At 71.2% G+C, this 15,151-nt stretch carries 10 protein-coding genes and 2 tRNA genes; 9 read left to right on the top strand and 3 right to left on the bottom strand.

Features of this window, described 5'->3' with window-relative positions:
* Positions 1-119: 119 nt before the first annotated feature.
* Positions 120-461: a hypothetical protein gene (locus ACI78U_RS12420; RefSeq protein WP_456875624.1), complete on the bottom strand. Its 342-nt coding sequence runs from the start codon at positions 459-461 to the stop codon at positions 120-122.
* Between the two features lie 638 nt (positions 462-1,099).
* On the opposite strand from ACI78U_RS12420, the gene ACI78U_RS12415 reads away from it, so the two are divergent.
* Entirely contained in the window at positions 1,100-4,393 is a 3,294-nt protein-coding gene (locus ACI78U_RS12415) for an SNF2-related protein (protein WP_456875623.1), read from the top strand.
* A 997-nt stretch (positions 4,394-5,390) separates the two neighbouring features.
* On the opposite strand, the gene ACI78U_RS12410 is transcribed toward ACI78U_RS12415, so the two are convergent.
* Positions 5,391-6,275: a hypothetical protein gene (locus tag ACI78U_RS12410; protein WP_456875622.1), complete on the bottom strand. Its 885-nt coding sequence runs from the start codon at positions 6,273-6,275 to the stop codon at positions 5,391-5,393.
* A gap of 249 nt (positions 6,276-6,524) precedes the next feature.
* Here ACI78U_RS12410 and ACI78U_RS12405 point away from each other — a divergent pair, with 249 nt between their 5' ends.
* Both ACI78U_RS12405 and ACI78U_RS12400 read left to right on the top strand, forming a co-directional pair.
* Positions 6,525-6,866, top strand: a complete 342-nt coding sequence (locus tag ACI78U_RS12405) for a hypothetical protein (protein ID WP_456875621.1) — start codon at positions 6,525-6,527, stop codon at positions 6,864-6,866.
* A gap of 246 nt (positions 6,867-7,112) precedes the next feature.
* Positions 7,113-8,399, top strand: a complete 1,287-nt coding sequence (locus ACI78U_RS12400; protein WP_456875620.1) for a hypothetical protein — start codon at positions 7,113-7,115, stop codon at positions 8,397-8,399.
* A gap of 327 nt (positions 8,400-8,726) precedes the next feature.
* Here the strand turns inward: ACI78U_RS12400 and ACI78U_RS12395 are convergent.
* Positions 8,727-8,800, bottom strand: a tRNA-Gly gene (locus ACI78U_RS12395).
* Positions 8,801-8,865: 65 nt separating this feature from the next.
* Between ACI78U_RS12395 and ACI78U_RS12390 the strand changes: the two genes are divergently transcribed.
* The 6 genes from ACI78U_RS12390 to clpX all read left to right on the top strand — a co-directional run bounded on the left by ACI78U_RS12390 (position 8,866) and on the right by clpX (position 15,150).
* Positions 8,866-10,311, top strand: a complete 1,446-nt coding sequence (locus ACI78U_RS12390; protein WP_456875619.1) for an amidase — start codon at positions 8,866-8,868, stop codon at positions 10,309-10,311.
* Between the two features lie 38 nt (positions 10,312-10,349).
* Positions 10,350-10,423 (top strand) — tRNA-Pro (locus tag ACI78U_RS12385).
* 87 nt (positions 10,424-10,510) lie between these two features.
* Positions 10,511-12,031 (top strand): trigger factor, encoded by a 1,521-nt coding sequence (gene tig, locus ACI78U_RS12380; protein ID WP_456875618.1) that lies wholly within the window; start codon positions 10,511-10,513, stop codon positions 12,029-12,031.
* Positions 12,032-12,283: 252 nt separating this feature from the next.
* On the top strand, positions 12,284-12,919 hold the full coding sequence (locus ACI78U_RS12375; protein WP_456875617.1) for an ATP-dependent Clp protease proteolytic subunit: 636 nt from the start codon (positions 12,284-12,286) through the stop codon (positions 12,917-12,919).
* A gap of 20 nt (positions 12,920-12,939) precedes the next feature.
* Entirely contained in the window at positions 12,940-13,566 is a 627-nt protein-coding gene (locus ACI78U_RS12370) for an ATP-dependent Clp protease proteolytic subunit (protein ID WP_456875616.1), read from the top strand.
* A 309-nt stretch (positions 13,567-13,875) separates the two neighbouring features.
* Positions 13,876-15,150 (top strand): ATP-dependent Clp protease ATP-binding subunit ClpX, encoded by a 1,275-nt coding sequence (gene clpX / locus ACI78U_RS12365; RefSeq protein ID WP_456875615.1) that lies wholly within the window; start codon positions 13,876-13,878, stop codon positions 15,148-15,150.
* Position 15,151 lies beyond the last annotated feature (1 nt).

Here is a 15,151-nt window from a genome sequence, read left to right as displayed (position 1 = left end):
TCAGCTACATCGAGGGCTTCTACAACCCACGGCGCCGGCACAGCCGGCTGGACAACCTCAGCCCGGCCGACTTCGAGAAGATGCTCACGACACAGAACGAGGCGTCCGCCTGACGGGGGTCACTTCACTAGCAGCTGCGGGTCCACCGTCCACCAGTCGACCAGGCCTGCGGTAGCGGCCAAGGTGCCAGCCACCACCCCGGCCCGGTCGCCGGGTCCCCGCTGCAGGTCACTCGCCGTCGCCGTCGCCGTCGCGGCGCGGGCGGACGAGTCGACAGTCGCCGGTGCGGCGACCCTCAGCAGGTCCTGCGCGACCGCACGATCGGGACGCGGAAGCTCGGCGGCCAGCTTCCGGTGCCGACCGGGAACCACGCGACCGACGCCTGCTGCGCGCAGCCCGTGGAACTCGCGGGCGAGGACCGCGACCACGACGGCGCTGACAGCGACCCAGAGCCACTCCATGCATGCTCCTTCGGACGACGGGATGCGACGGTGGGTGTCCCCACCCGGAACTCCTTCGGCAGATCCGTCATCGACCTGAAGACCAAGACGGAAGCCCGCACCGGTGCTGCCCGGATCGGCCGATACGTGTCCGAACGGCCGACCCGGGGCATCTGGAGGACAGGTGGCGCGTGCGCACGGACACGCGCTGGTCGCGCCGGTGCGGCAGTGCGCTCTGTGGTGCGCGGAATCTGGGGATGGTCAACACGCCTGGCTGCCCCCGCCCCCGACGATGCCGCCCGACCTCCCCGGGACCCGCGCATTCGACTCTCGGTGGGGAGGTTGTTGGCCCTCCGCGTCTATCCGGTGGCTTCGCCGAGACCAGCACTCGCCGCTGTCTCAGCCCGCTCGACGCCGCGCACCGTCCACGCCGCCGTCCCGCCCGTAGTGCCCGTGCGGCGGCCACCGGTCGGCGCCAGGAGCGGTGAGGTGCAAGGAATGAAGGAATGTCGGAGCCGGCTGTTTCAGTAGCGACCTGCACGACCGCCCCCGGGCGGCCGAGAAGAGAGGGCGTCCATGGGGCTCGGCCACCCAGCAGCGGGAGCCGCTGAGGTGCGGCACAGCCCCGTCGCGGGCATGGCCGGCGTCGTTCGGGATGGATGCTGACTGTGCCCCGCCGACCGCGGCCGTCTGCCTCTGCATGGGGTCAAGACGATCTGTTCTCCGTCGATCCGGCGAGCTACCTCCCCCATGAGCTGGCCGGGCTCCCCTGGCCCGTGCAGGGCCGGTTTCCGGTCAACCACGCCCGGGCCCACGTCCGCGACGTCGTCGACGACGACCTGATCGCCTCGGGGTCGCCGCTGCTGGTGGTGGGCTACTCCTCGATCGCCGCGCTCATCGAGCTGGTGTCCGCGTGGCGGCACGCCCGCGGCGACGAACCGGGCACCGTGCGGCTCCTCCTGGGGTCCGAACCCTTCCGCACGCAGCGAACCCACTTCCGGTCGGCGCACGAGGCCTTCACCGAGGAGGTCCGCGGCTACTGGCTCGAGCGGTCCATCTCTGTTCTGTTGTCCGCGAAGGTCATCCGCGCCCTGGAGGAACTCGACAACGGCTCACTGCAGGTGCGTGTCATGCCGGGGCCGCACCGTCTCCACGCGAAGATCTATCTCGGCGGGACCGCGGCCACGGTCGGATCGAGCAACTTCACCGACTACGGCATGGCGCGCCAGATCGAGGCGAACGCCCGCTTCGAGAAGGACGGCGAGTCGTCCCGGTACGGCGAACTGGCTCAGATCGCCGAGAACCTGTGGGCGAAGGGCTCTGCGTGGGACGACGAGTTCCGGCGCCTGCTCGGCGAGCTGCTGCGCCTCGTCACGTGGCGGGAGGCCCTCGCGCGCGCCTGCGCCGAACTGCTGGAAGGCGACTGGGCCGGTCCGCTGCTGGAGCGGCAGGACCAGCACGGTCGGCTGTGGCCGTCGCAGAACGCCGGCATCGCGCAGGCACTGTGGGTCGTGGAGAACCTCGGCAGTGTCCTCGTGGCCGACGCCACGGGCTCGGGCAAGACCCGCATGGGCGCCCATCTGGTGGCCGCGGTGCGCAGCCGACTGCTGGACTCCGGCCGCATGCGGCGCGACCGTGACCTGACGACGCTGGTCTGCCCTCCCGCGGTGCGGGAGACCTGGCAGCGCGAGGCGCTGTCCAGCGGGATCACCATCCTTCCCGTGTCGCAGGGCCTGCTGAGCCGGCCCGACCCGGCCGGCCCCCGGGTCGAGGAGAGCGCCGTGGCCCGCGCGCAGGTGCTCGCGATCGACGAGGCCCACAACTTTTTGGCCCCCGGCTCCAAGCGCACGCGGCACGTCCGCGAGTCGCTCGCCGATCACGTGCTGCTGTTCACCGCGACACCCATCAGCCGCGGCGCGCAGGACCTCCTGTCGCTCGTCGGCCTCCTCGGGGCCGACAACTTCGACGACGCCACGCTGGAGGTGCTCGAGCGGCTCGACCGCGGGGCGGGCGTGGACGAGGCACTCTCCGACGAGCAGCGCGCCCAGCTGCGCCGGGAGATCCAGGGCTTCACCGTGCGGCGGACCAAGTCCATGCTCAACGAGCTCGTCGCCCAGCACGAGGACGCGTACCGGCACCCCCACACCGGCCGGGTGTGCCGCTACCCCACGCATCGACCGGAGCTGTACGTCACGGGGGAGACCTCGGCCGACGAGGCCGCCGCCGACGCCATCCGGGCCGCGGCCGACCAGCTGCGCGGTCTGGTGCAGCTGGGGCGGCGGATCCGGGTCCCCGAGGTGCTGCGGCGCGAGGTCAGCGACGAGCAGTGGCTGGGCGGTCGGCTCGCCGCTGCGCGAGGACTGGCCCGCCACCAGGTGCTCGCCGCCATGCGGTCATCTCGGGCGGCGCTGGTCGAGCACGTCGCCGGCACCGCGCAGGCCCTGCGCGCCTACGGGCTGCCGGACACGGCCAAGCTCCAGGCCAGCGGGGACGTGATCGCCAAGGTGACGGCGCTGGTCGGCGAGGGGCCGCCCCAGGTCGAGCTCGGCTGTGCGCTGCCGGACTGGCTGAGCGACCCGCAGGCGTGGCGCGCCGCCTGCCGTCACGAGGCCGACCTCTACCGGGCCATCCGCACGCACTCGGCGAGCATCGGCCCCGCGCGCGAGCAGACCAAGGCCGCCCTGCTCGCCCGGCTGGCCGGCCGGCACCGGCTCGTGCTGGCCTTCGATCGACACCCCATCACGCTTGCTGCGGTGCGGGAGGAGCTTCGTCTGCGCGACACCGAGGTACTGGTCGCCACCGGCGGAACGCACGGCACGAGGAGGCGGGTCGAAACACTGTTCGCCCCTGACTCGCCGGCGAGTGCCATTGCCTTGTGCTCGGACGCGCTCAACGAGGGCCTGAACCTGCAGGGGGCAGCGGCGCTGGTGCACCTGGACCTGCCGACCACCCTGCGGGTCGCCGAGCAGCGGGTCGGCCGGGTCGACCGGATGGACAGCCCACACGAGGAGATCACCGTCTGGTGGCCCGAGGACGGCAAGGCGTTCGCCACCCGCGAGGTCGAGCTGCTGCTCACGCGTCGTCACGCGAGCGAATCGCTCCTGGGTTCGAACCTGCCCGTGCCGGCCTTCGCCGGACACGACGAGGATGCCGTCGTCTCGGTGGAGGAGCAGATCCGCGAGTTCGACCGGCCCCATGTGGCCTGGGACGGTCTCCGTGATGCCCTCGACCCGGTGCGTCGGCTCGTGCACGGGCACGACGCGCTGGTGCCGCCGGACGTCTACGCCGAGCACCGGCACACGCGTCATCGCGTGCTGGCGCGGGTGGCGCCCGTCGCCTCTGCCACCCCCTGGGCGTTCCTCGCGCTGGCCGGAACGCGACACGGCCCGCCGCGCTGGCTGATGTTGGAAGGAGAGCCCACGGAAACCTCGGTGGGCGTCGAAGCCGTGGCCCAGCGGCTCCGCACCCGACTGCGTGAGGACCCGCCGGATGTTCCCTTCGACGAGAACTGCGAGCGCTGGCTTGGCCATTTCCTGACCGTCGCGGCGCAGCGCGAGACGTTGCTGCTGCCGCGCCGCATGCAGCGCGCCCTCGAGCAGATGGCGCAGCTGACCGACGGATGGGCCGAGCAAGCGGCACGCCGCGGAAGCCCGGCGACCGCCGAGCAGTGGAGACGGCTGCACAACGCGGCTCGACCGAGTCCCGACGATGACGTCCGCCTCGATCCATACCTCGTCGGGGAGATGTGGTGGGACCTGGTGCGGCCGCGCTTCGCCGACCTCCAGCAGCAGCAGCGGCGGCGACGCCGCTATTCGCGTCTTCGCGACCTCGATCCTCTGCTGCGGGCGCGGCCGCTGGAGATCGCCGACGTCCTACGTGCGCTGGAGCGCGTACCCGCCGTCGAGCCGGTGGACAAGCGAGTGAGCGCCGTCATCATCGGCGTACCGCACTAGCCAACCGGTCCGGCCCACGCCCAGAGACCCCGCGCGCGGACCAGCCGCCGCGGCGTGCGCGGACTCGCGGCGACCCGTGTGCAAGCCCGATGAGCCCCATCACGCGGGCTCCTGCCGACGTCGGTCTCAGCCTCCAGGACATCGGGCCGGTGACCGGCGGTGTCCCGCTCGTGGGTGTGGACGTCGTTGACGGTCGCAGCGCCCAGGGAGATCAAGGCGTCGCGGGAACCCCGGCCAGGAAGCCGGCATCGACCGACACGCCCAAGCGCGGAGAGAAGTACAGCAACCGGTACAGCAACGCGCCTCGAACGGCGGCGGATCGGCCCGGACTGCGGCGGACGGCGTGGGCGCCGGAGCTGAGCAAACAGCGACGCCCTGGGCGACGGGCTCGGCCGGGTCACCGGCGCCACCGGCTACGGACTGCGGCCCGGCGTCCCCCTCACCGGCGAGGACGCGCCCCGGTCCGCGTTCATGCAGCTCGAGACCCTCCGGGAACTGACCTCGGGCTTCCACACGCTGGAGGAGGTCATCGCCCGGGACGTCGCCGATGGCGCCTCCGCCCCGACGCCGAGACGACGGCGGACTTCCTCAGCACCACGTTCTGCCCGGCCGTCCGGCCCGCAGCGGCGCCCACCGCCGCCAGCCCGCGGCCGGGTTCGGCGACTCCGCCAGCCGACGGCACCCGCGGACTGATGAGCCCGGTGGACGACCTCGATGCCACCCTGCCCGCCGGCTCCCTAGCCGAGTCCGCCGCTGCCACCGGCGAGCCGTCCGGCGGGCCCCGCGCGTACACGCTGCCCGGCGGCCAACGGCTGTGCGGCCAGGTCAACGACGTGTGCGACCGGCACCTGGTCGGTTTCGACGTCGTCTTCCCCAGCCGCTTCCGGTGGACCAGGAGCTGGTCCCGAGTCGCTGCTTTCGGCCGACATCGTGCCGCCGGACACCCGCACCGGCGAAGAGGGAACCGATTGCCGGCGACTGCCCGCTCTGGGCGGCGTTAGTCCTCGGTGGCAGCGGAGGTCCCGCTGGCCCGGCGGATCAGGTCCGCCACCAGAGCCCGGTGCTTGTTCAGATCTGGCTTACCGTCCAACTGGATCCGGTACCGGCGCCATCGGGTGTCGTATGACAGTTCCTCGATTCCGGACTGTTCGATCAGGGCGGTCACCTCGTCGCTCTGTGGTATGCGGAACTCGACGATCAGGTGCTTCTTTCGAGGTCGGAACTGCACGAAGTTGTCCGCAAGACCGTCGCGGGCGAGCCCGACGTAGAATTTGTTGTATTTCAGGGCCAACTCTGCGCCGGTGATCTCGTTGACCATGCCGAGGATCTCGTCGGCGAGCGCGACCATCGTTGGGGATCCCTTGTCGGTCCAGTAGCTCCGGTCGGTGGCTTGGCCGGGTTCGTCCTCCTCCTCGGTGCCGAGTCGGACGATGTCCAGCACCGTCGTAGCGTTGATCGTGACCACGCCGTCGGCGACCTCCAACGCGCGCACCTGGACGGCGACGATGGGGATCGCCTTGTTGAACAGCGCGATGACATTGAGGAAGCGACTGGTCACGTCCTCGGCGACCAGAACGGCGACGTGCTCGTATTGCGGGAACCGAGTGCGCTCCAGATCCCAGTATTCGATGGTCCGAATGATGTGAGCTTCGTCGGTCGCGCCCAACTGAACCTCAACCTCGTAGCGCGTATTCGCTTCGGGGTCGCTGAAGAGCAGGTCGAGTCGCCCGGCGCGGGGCTGGCGCCGCTCGGCGTCCTTGAGGACGAGGCTGTCACCGAGGCCGAGCAGGCTCGGATCGTCGGCCAGGATCGCCTGGAGCCATTTCTCGTTCAGCGTGGGATGCGCCTTGAGGCTGACGACCTTGACCTTCCGGAACTCCACCGGGCGTACTCCCTCCGCTGGGCGAACGGCGCCGTCAGGTCTGGCCCCACGTCCCGCTCACGATCATGCCTGAGCCCCTTGACTCGGCCAGCGGCGATGACGGCGACGCGTGAACCCGCCCGCGATCGCCGCAGCGGCGGCCGCCGACCGGTGGTGCCCCAGCTGTCCGACCAGACGCTTCGTGCACGCCTTGCCCAGGCAACACAGACGTTTCAGGGGCGATGTGCTGCCGGCACCTACTTTGCTCCAGTGACGACTACACAGCGACGCGCCTATCGCGACTACACGGCCGACGGCAAGTACTGGACGGTGCGCAAGTACGGGGCAACGTACTGGGTCGTCCTCATCGATCCCTCCTCAGGGTCCTATGTCTGGGACTACGTGTGGGGCGGTTATGCGACGGCAGGGGGAGCGGGCGGAGCAGCTGCCCAGCTGGCCTACAACCAGGGCCAGGCAGACGCGCGCAGGCAGCTGGCGGAGTCGCTGCACATGGCTCTCGATGACGTTGGCCTCGGTCTTCCGACCCCGCCCCCGGCGCCTGTGCCGGCGTCTTCGGCGCCCGAGCCGACAGTCGTCACCGAAGAGGAGTAGCACAGCGCTGATGACCCTCTTCGTGGACACGTCGGGAGCCCGTGCCGGCGTGCGTTGGTTTCCCTTGACACGGCCGATACGTGGAGCCGATATGACCTCCCGGGGCCGCAGCGGCCGGGGTTCGCGGCTGTTGTACGTCCGTGACCGGACCCCCTCGCCTGGGCTACGCCGGCGAGCTCGTCAGAGTCTTGGCGTGACGCGCACTCGACCGGTCGGGCGACCGCCGAGCGGATCGGCAGAGGACTCGTGAGCTTCCCGCCGGGAGACGTGCTCGCCTCGGAGATGCTGTTCTACCGGCTCCAGGCCCTGGCCTCGGACCTCCAGGCGCGGCTGGACCCACTCAAGCTCAAGGCCGAGGTGACACACCACCCTCAGTCCCTGCTCCAGTACATCTCGATCCCGTTGCTGGCAGGCGGCCAGGTCATGCTGTGTTTTGACAACAAGGGCGCCTGGATCGTCGTGCGTCCGCTCGGACCTCACAAGCCGCGTGAACTGACCGCGTGGCCGTTGGAGACTCCGCCGGCGACGCTTCTCGACTTCGCCGCGGAGGCGGCCCGGGCGAGCATCGAGCGGCGCCCGCTGCGCAGCCCCTACTGCTGGGGCCGGGGCGAGCACTCCGTCATCACCGGGCTCGCGGACGCCCTCGTCGCGCGCGGCGTGCCGGCCGAGGACATCCACGTGCCCCGGGCCCTCACGCCTGACATCGAGAACAACAAGCTGGTCAGGGACGGTGGGCACCCGGAGAGGCTGGTGCTGCAGGAGGAGACGAGAGCGGCACAGGTCGAGGTCGCTTTGAGGCCCGGGCTCGGGTGGACAGCCGACCTTGAGGTCCACGACGAGCCGGGGTCCCGAGGACGGATGGACGTGCGGTTCGCCGTCTACCGCGTCCGGGAGCCCAGGCCCGACATGCCCCTCGGCGAGCTGCCTGTCGACGAGTTAGCCGGGCTGCTCCGAGAGTGGTGGGCCGCTGACGGCGGGACCTCCAACAAGAGGGGACGGCTGTGGCGGTTCGCACCCACGCCGCGCTGGTCCGACCTCTATGACGGGGACCTCGACGACCATTGGGCCCTATCGAGCTGGTTCCACTGGTGCGGCTTCACCGACGTGCAACCGCAGAAGGCCGGCAGGGGCGTTCAGCTCAGCGGCAAGCACCTGCTGGTCCATCTGCACCCTGCTGCTTCCAGCGCGGGGCTCTCCGTTGTCCAGCGTGTGCAGGGACAGGCAAGTGTGACTGCCAGCCGCGCTGCGGTGATCTCCCTAGCGGGCTTCACCCGCCAGGCGCGCCGCTGGGCCGACGACGCCGGTGTCGCCCTGTTCGGACTCGCCGGCGGCGCCGTCCCCCGTCCGGTCAACGAGGCGGCCGCACATCTCATGCCGGAGCAAGGGAAGCTGCTGGCGGACTGCACGGCCTCCAGCTGCAAGCACTTGGGTTGCGTGCTGGACAGTTCTGTGGGCTGTCCCACGGACATCGGCAGAGAATGGTCCGACCCCCACTCCTACCTGTGGCGGCAGTTGGCACCCCCGAGCGATTAGGAACGGCGCAGGGGGCTGCCCCGGTTCAGTGACCTGGACCCCCGCCGAGCAAGACGGGCTGGACGGCGCTCAAGTGGCTGGCGTCGTCCTCCGGGTAGTCCCTGTGCAGGTCATGGCGGGTCATCGTGTCGTTGACAGTCGGCCTGGAAGTGGGCTCTCCACGAGATGCCTGTCCAGCTGTGTCGACTGGGTCGTGCCTCAACCGTGCCTTAAGCACCGGCCAAACCTGGTGGTCAGCGGTCAGCAGGGGGCAGCACCCCTAAGGCAAGGAAGGAGCGGCGCTGCCCGGCTGACGTGCGCAAACAGGCAACCGCCCTGGTTAGGACGTGGAGCGGGTGACCGGGATCGAACCGGCATGGCCAGCTTGGAAGGCTGGGGCTCTGCCATTGAGCTACACCCGCGAGGTGCCTGCCCAGCGTAGCGGGCGTTCGGGACCGCCGAGGCCCCGTGCCGCTAGCGTCCGACCGTGACCGAGACCACGTGGCTCGACGCGACGGCGCAGGCGGAGCTGGTGCGGCGGGGCGAGGCGAGCCCCGCCGAGCTGGTCGAGGCGGCCATCGCCCGCATCGAGAAGCTGAACCCGCAGCTGCACGCGGTCGTCCGGGACCGCTTCGAGGACGCGCGGACGGAAGCCGCCAGCGAGCTGCCCGACGGCCCGTTCCGCGGCGTTCCCGTGCTGCTCAAGGACATCGGCTGCCACCTCGCCGGCGAGGAGACCCGGTACGGGACGTCGTTCCTCGCCGGCGTGCGCTGGCCGCACGACAGCCACCTCGGCCGCCTCTTCCGCGAGGCGGGCCTGGTCACCGTCGGCCGCACCAACGTGCCGGAGTTCGGCACCACGGTCACCACCGAGCCGGCCTGCAACCCGCCGGCGCGCAACCCGTGGGACCCCGCGCACTCCGCCGGCGGCTCCTCGGGCGGCTCGGCGGCCGCGGTCGCCGCCGGGCTGGTGCCCATCGCGCACGCCAACGACGGCGGCGGCTCGATCCGCATCCCCGCCAGCGAGTGCGGGCTGGTCGGGCTCAAGCCCACCCGCGCCCGGGTCAGCCAGGGCCCCGACGTCGGCGAGGGCTGGGCCGGAGCCACGATCGACGGCGTCGTCACCCGCTCGGTGCGCGACACCGCCACCGCCCTCGACTGGATCGGCCGCCCCATGCCCGGCGATCCCTACACCGCCCCGCCGCTGCCGCACCCGCTCGCCGAGGAGGTCGGCGCGCCGGTCGGCCGGCTGCGGGTGGCGCTGCTCGACACCGACCCCCCGGGGGCCTACCTCGACTCCCCGCACTGCCGCGCCGCCGTCGAGCACGCCGGCCGGCTGCTGGAGGAGCTGGGCTGCGTGGTCGAGCCCGGCACGCCCACCGGCATGTTCGACGAGCGCTTCCCGCGCTTCTTCACCGCGACCATCGCCGCCGACGTCGCGCTGACCATCGCCGCGTTCGAGCGGGTCCTCGGCCGCCGGGTCGCCGACGACGAGCTCGAGCCGCGCAACGCCGTCTACCGGGCGGTCGGGGCGGAGATGCCGGCCACCGACTACCTCGGCGCGCGGACGTGGCTGGGCCACTGGGTCCGGCGCACGGCCGCCTTCTGGGCGTCGCCGGAGCAGGGCGGCAGGGGAGTGGACCTGCTGGTGACGCCGACGGTCGGGGCGCCGCCGCCGGAGCTGGGCTGGTTCACCGCCGAGGGGCCCGAGCAGGAGGGCCGGCGGATCAACAGCTACATCCCCTACACCGCGCAGTTCAACGTCACCGGCCAGCCGGCGGTCAGCCTGCCACTGCACTGGACCGACGACGGCCTGCCGGTGGGCGTGCAGCTCGTCGCCGCCTACGGCCGGGAGGACGTGCTGGTGCGCGTGGCCGCGGCGCTGGAGCAGGCCGCGCCCTGGGCCGGCCGCCGTCCGGCGGTCGCCGCCTGAGCCGTCCCGGGGGGCGCGCCTAGACTCGGGAGCCGCCACGGGGTGTGGCGCAGCTTGGTAGCGCACCCGCTTTGGGAGCGGGGGGCCGTGGGTTCGAATCCCGCCACCCCGACCCCGCCCCCGGCGTCTCTAGACTCGGGGGTCGACCCGGCGCCCGTCCCGGCGTCCCCCTTCCGTCGTACCGAGGAGCACTGCCGCTGTGAAGAGCACCATCGAGGAACTGGGCCCCACGCGGGTCCGGATGGCGATCGAGGTGCCGTGGGGCGACCTGGACCACGCCTTCGGTGAGGTCTACAAGGAGCTCAAGCGGCAGGTCCGCGTGCCGGGCTTCCGGCCCGGCAAGGTGCCCGAGCGCGTCCTCGACCAGCGCGTCGGCCGCCCGGTGGTCCTCGAGCAGGTCGTCCAGCACGCGATCCCCGAGGTCTACTCCGAGGTCGTCCGCGAGAACCAGGTCCGCGTGATCGGCCAGCCCGACATCGAGGTCACCCGCCTCGACGACCGCGACACCCTCGCCTTCACCGCCGAGGTCGACGTCGCCCCCAAGATCGACCTCCCGCCGCTGGAGGACCTGTCGGTCACCGTCGACGACGTCGAGGTCACCGACGAGGAGATCGACCAGCAGGTCTCGGTCATGCGCGAGCGCTTCGCCATGCTCACCGCCGTCGACCGCGCGGCCGAGGACGGCGACCACGTCTCCCTCGACCTCGAGGCCCGCGTCGACGACGAGGTGCTCGAGGACGGCGCGACCAGCGGCATGTCCTACGAGGTCGGCTCCGGCTCCCTCATGGCCGGCCTCGACGACGCCGTCCGCGGGCTGTCGGCCGACGAGTCGGCGACCTTCGAGACCGACCTGCACCAGGGCCCGCACGCCGGCCGCCAGGCCCAGGTCACCGTCACCGTCCGCTCGGTCAAGGCCAAGGACCTGCCCGAGCTCGACGACGAGTTCGCCTCCACCGCCAGCGAGTTCGACACCCTCGCCGAGCTGCGCGACGACGTCCGCACCCGGCTGGGCCGCGCCAAGACGATGCAGCAGGGCGCCCAGGCCCGCGACAAGCTGGTCGAGCACCTGCTCGAGGTCACCGAGGTCCCGATCCCCGAGGGCCTCGTCGAGCGGGAGCTCGAGTTCCGCAACAACGCCCTGGAGCGCGAGCTGCAGCAGGCCGGCATGGACTGGGACGCCTTCCTGTCGATGTCGGGTACCGAGGGCGGCCGCGAGGCCTACGACGCCGAGATGCGCACGAGCATCGAGGAGGCGGTCCGCACCCAGTTCGTCCTCGACGCGATCGCCGACGCCCGGGAGGTCACCGTCGACAACGACGACCTGTCGGCGCAGATCATGGCCCAGGCATCGCGCAACCGGGTGAGCCCCGAGCAGTACGCCCAGCAGCTGCAGCAGAGCGGCAACATCGCCGAGTTCGTCGCCGACGTCCGCCGCACCAAGACGCTGGCCCAGCTGCTCGAGCAGACGACGATCACCGACGCGTCGGGCAACGTCGTCGACCTCGACGCGCTCCGTCCGCAGACCGTCCGGGCCGGCCAGGCCGCCGCCCCTGACGCCGAGGCCGCGACCGCCGAGGACGCCGCCGCGACCGCCGAGGACGCCGCCGCGACCGAGAACGCCACCGAGGACGAGGCCCCCGACGCCGAGGTCGCCACCGCGGTGGCCGTCGAGGCCGCCGAGGGCGCCACCGAGGACAGCGAGGACGTCGCCAAGGGCTGACGCCGCCACCCCTCCTCGACGGACGCCGTCCTGCCCCGAATGCGCGGGGGAGGGCGGCGTCCGTCGTCTCCGCCTCCGGCGCTGCGCCCACGGCGAACAGCGCCCCGCGCCGGGACTGCCCGCCGGGGGGTGCGCGTTAGGGTCGACGTGACTCGGGGCGGACGCCGGGGGTACGGCCCGCTCGGGCCGCCGGCCCCGATCCCCGCCCACCGAGAGACCGACTCGACCACGCCAACGGAGGTCACCACACCCGTGAGCACCGACCCGAACCCGGCGTACTCCCCGCTCCTGCGGGGTGGCGCCGGTGGGATGAACCTCAACGACTCGGTCTACGAGCGCCTGCTGCGCGAGCGCATCATCTTCCTGGGCACCCAGGTCGACGACGTCATCGCCAACCAGCTGGCCGCCCAGATGCTGCTGCTGTCGGCCGAGGACCCCAAGCGCGACATCCACCTGTACATCAACTCGCCCGGCGGCTCGGTCAGCGCCGGCATGGCCATCTACGACACGATGCAGTTCATCGACTGCGACGTGGCCACCTACGGGATGGGCCTGGCCGCCTCGATGGGCCAGTTCCTGCTGACCGCCGGCACCAAGGGCAAGCGCTACGCCCTGCCGCACGCGCGGATCATGATGCACCAGCCCTCGGCCGGCGTCGGCGGCACCGCGGCCGACATCGCCATCCAGGCCGACCTGTTCCGCCGGACGAAGCGCGAGCTCAACGAGCTGCAGTCCTTCCACACCGGTCAGAGCATCGAGCAGATCGAGAAGGACTCCGACCGCGACCGCTGGTTCACCGCCCAGGAGGCCCTGGAGTACGGGTTCGTCGACCACGTCGTGACCCGCGCGGCCATGACCGACCAGTCCAACCCGGTCACCGACAACTGACGGTTGAGAGGAGAACTGCCATGAGCTTCGAGATGCCCTCCAGCCGTTACGTGCTGCCCTCCTTCGTGGAGCGGACCAGCTACGGCATGAAGGAGTCCAACCCGTACAACAAGCTCTTCGAGGAGCGCATCATCTTCCTCGGGGTGCAGATCGACGACGCGTCGGCCAACGACGTGATGGCGCAGCTCATCACGCTCGAGTCCGCCGACCCGGACCGCGACATCACGATCTACATCAACTCGCCCGGTGGCTCCTTCACCTCGCTGATGGCCATCTACGACACGATGATGTTCGTCCGGCCCGACATCCAGACCGTCTGCATGGGCCAGGCCGCGTCGGCCGCCGCCGTGCTGCTGGCGGCCGGGACCCCGGGCAAGCGGCTGGCGCTCCCGTACTCCCGGGTGCTGATCCACCAGCCCTCCGGTGAGGCCGGCGGCCAGGTGTCGGACCTGGAGATCCACGCCGCGGAGATCGAGCGGGTGCGCACGCAGATGGAGCAGATCCTCGCGCGGCACACCGGCCGGACCGCCGAGCAGGTCCGTTCCGACATCGACCGCGACAAGATCCTCACGGCCGAGGAGGCCAAGGAGTACGGCATCGTCGACCAGGTCATCCAGAGCCGGAAGCTCAACGCGCTCCCGGCATGACCGCCGTCGTCCCCCGAACGGGACGGGGAGAAACCCGCGCGTGTCGCGGTCGTACCCCGTACCGTTCGGGGGGCAGTGCCGGGAGTGACGAGCGAGCCGAGCGCCCCCGGCGCACCGGGGCGTCGGAGCCCCGCGGCGTCGGCGGCGACAGGTACGGTCGGCGAGCGCCCGATCCCCGGCCAGCAGAGCCGGGAGGACCGTCCTCACGGCACCCGTCACCAGCGGGACCGAGCACGGGCACAGAAGTGACACACAATCGGCAGGTCCGCTTCCCCAGGGCCTGCATCCCCCCGAGGTGGAGGTCAGCAGGTGGCACGAATCGGTGAGAGCGGTGACCTGCTCAAGTGCTCGTTCTGCGGGAAGAGCCAGAAGCAGGTCAAGAAGCTCATCGCGGGCCCCGGCGTCTACATCTGCGACGAGTGCATCGACCTCTGCAACGAGATCATCGAGGAGGAGCTCTCGGAGTCGTCGGACCTGAAGTTCGACGAGCTGCCCAAGCCCCGGGAGATCCACGACTTCCTCGAGCAGTACGTCATCGGCCAGGAGAAGGCCAAGCGCACGCTCGCCGTCGCGGTCTACAACCACTACAAGCGGGTGCAGGCCGGCGGTGAGCGCTCCAGCCGCGACGACTCCGTCGAGCTGGCCAAGTCCAACATCCTGCTGATGGGCCCCACCGGCTGCGGCAAGACGCACCTGGCCCAGACGCTGGCGCGGATGCTCAACGTGCCGTTCGCGATCGCCGACGCCACCGCGCTCACCGAGGCCGGGTACGTCGGCGAGGACGTCGAGAACATCCTGCTCAAGCTGATCCAGGCCGCCGACTACGACGTCAAGCGCGCCGAGACCGGGATCATCTACATCGACGAGGTCGACAAGATCGCCCGCAAGAGCGAGAACCCGTCGATCACCCGCGACGTCTCCGGCGAGGGCGTGCAGCAGGCGCTGCTGAAGATCCTCGAGGGGACGACGGCGTCCGTGCCGCCGCAGGGTGGGCGCAAGCACCCGCACCAGGAGTTCATCCAGATCGACACGACGAACGTGCTGTTCATCGTGGGTGGTGCCTTCGCCGGCCTGGAGAAGGTCATCGAGCAGCGGGTCGGCAAGCAGGGCATCGGCTTCGGCGCGGAGATCCGCGGCAAGAAGGAGATCGAGGCCTCGAGCGCGTTCGCCGAGGTCATGCCCGAGGACCTGCTGAAGTTCGGGATGATCCCCGAGTTCATCGGCCGGCTGCCGGTGATCACCAGCGTGCAGGCCCTCGACCGGGACGCGCTGATCCAGATCCTCACCGAGCCGAAGAACGCGCTGGTGCGCCAGTACCGGCGGCTGTTCGAGCTCGACGGCGTGGAGCTCGACTTCACCGACGACGCGCTCGAGGCGATCGCCGACCAGGCCATCCTCCGCGGCACCGGCGCCCGTGGGCTCCGGGCGATCATGGAGGAGGTGCTGCAGTCGGTGATGTACGAGGTGCCCAGCCGCGACGACGTCGCCTCCGTGGTGATCTCCAAGGAGGTCGTGCTGGAGCACGTCAACCCGACCATCGTGCCGCGCAAGCCCGCCCGCGAGCGCCGCGAGAAGAGCGCGTAGG

This window comes from Geodermatophilus sp. SYSU D00710 (genome assembly GCF_054050195.1).
The sequence above is the reverse complement of the archived record's forward strand: the minus strand, read 5'-3'. Positions and strand labels throughout refer to the sequence as shown.

Coding starts and splice junctions, on each gene's coding strand:
- ACI78U_RS12420 (WP_456875624.1), bottom strand. CDS start 461: ATGGAGTGGCTCTGGGTCGCTGTCAGCGCCGTCGTGGTCGCGGTCCTC.
- ACI78U_RS12415 (WP_456875623.1), top strand. CDS start 1,100: ATGCTGACTGTGCCCCGCCGACCGCGGCCGTCTGCCTCTGCATGGGGT.
- ACI78U_RS12370 (WP_456875616.1), top strand. CDS start 12,940: ATGAGCTTCGAGATGCCCTCCAGCCGTTACGTGCTGCCCTCCTTCGTG.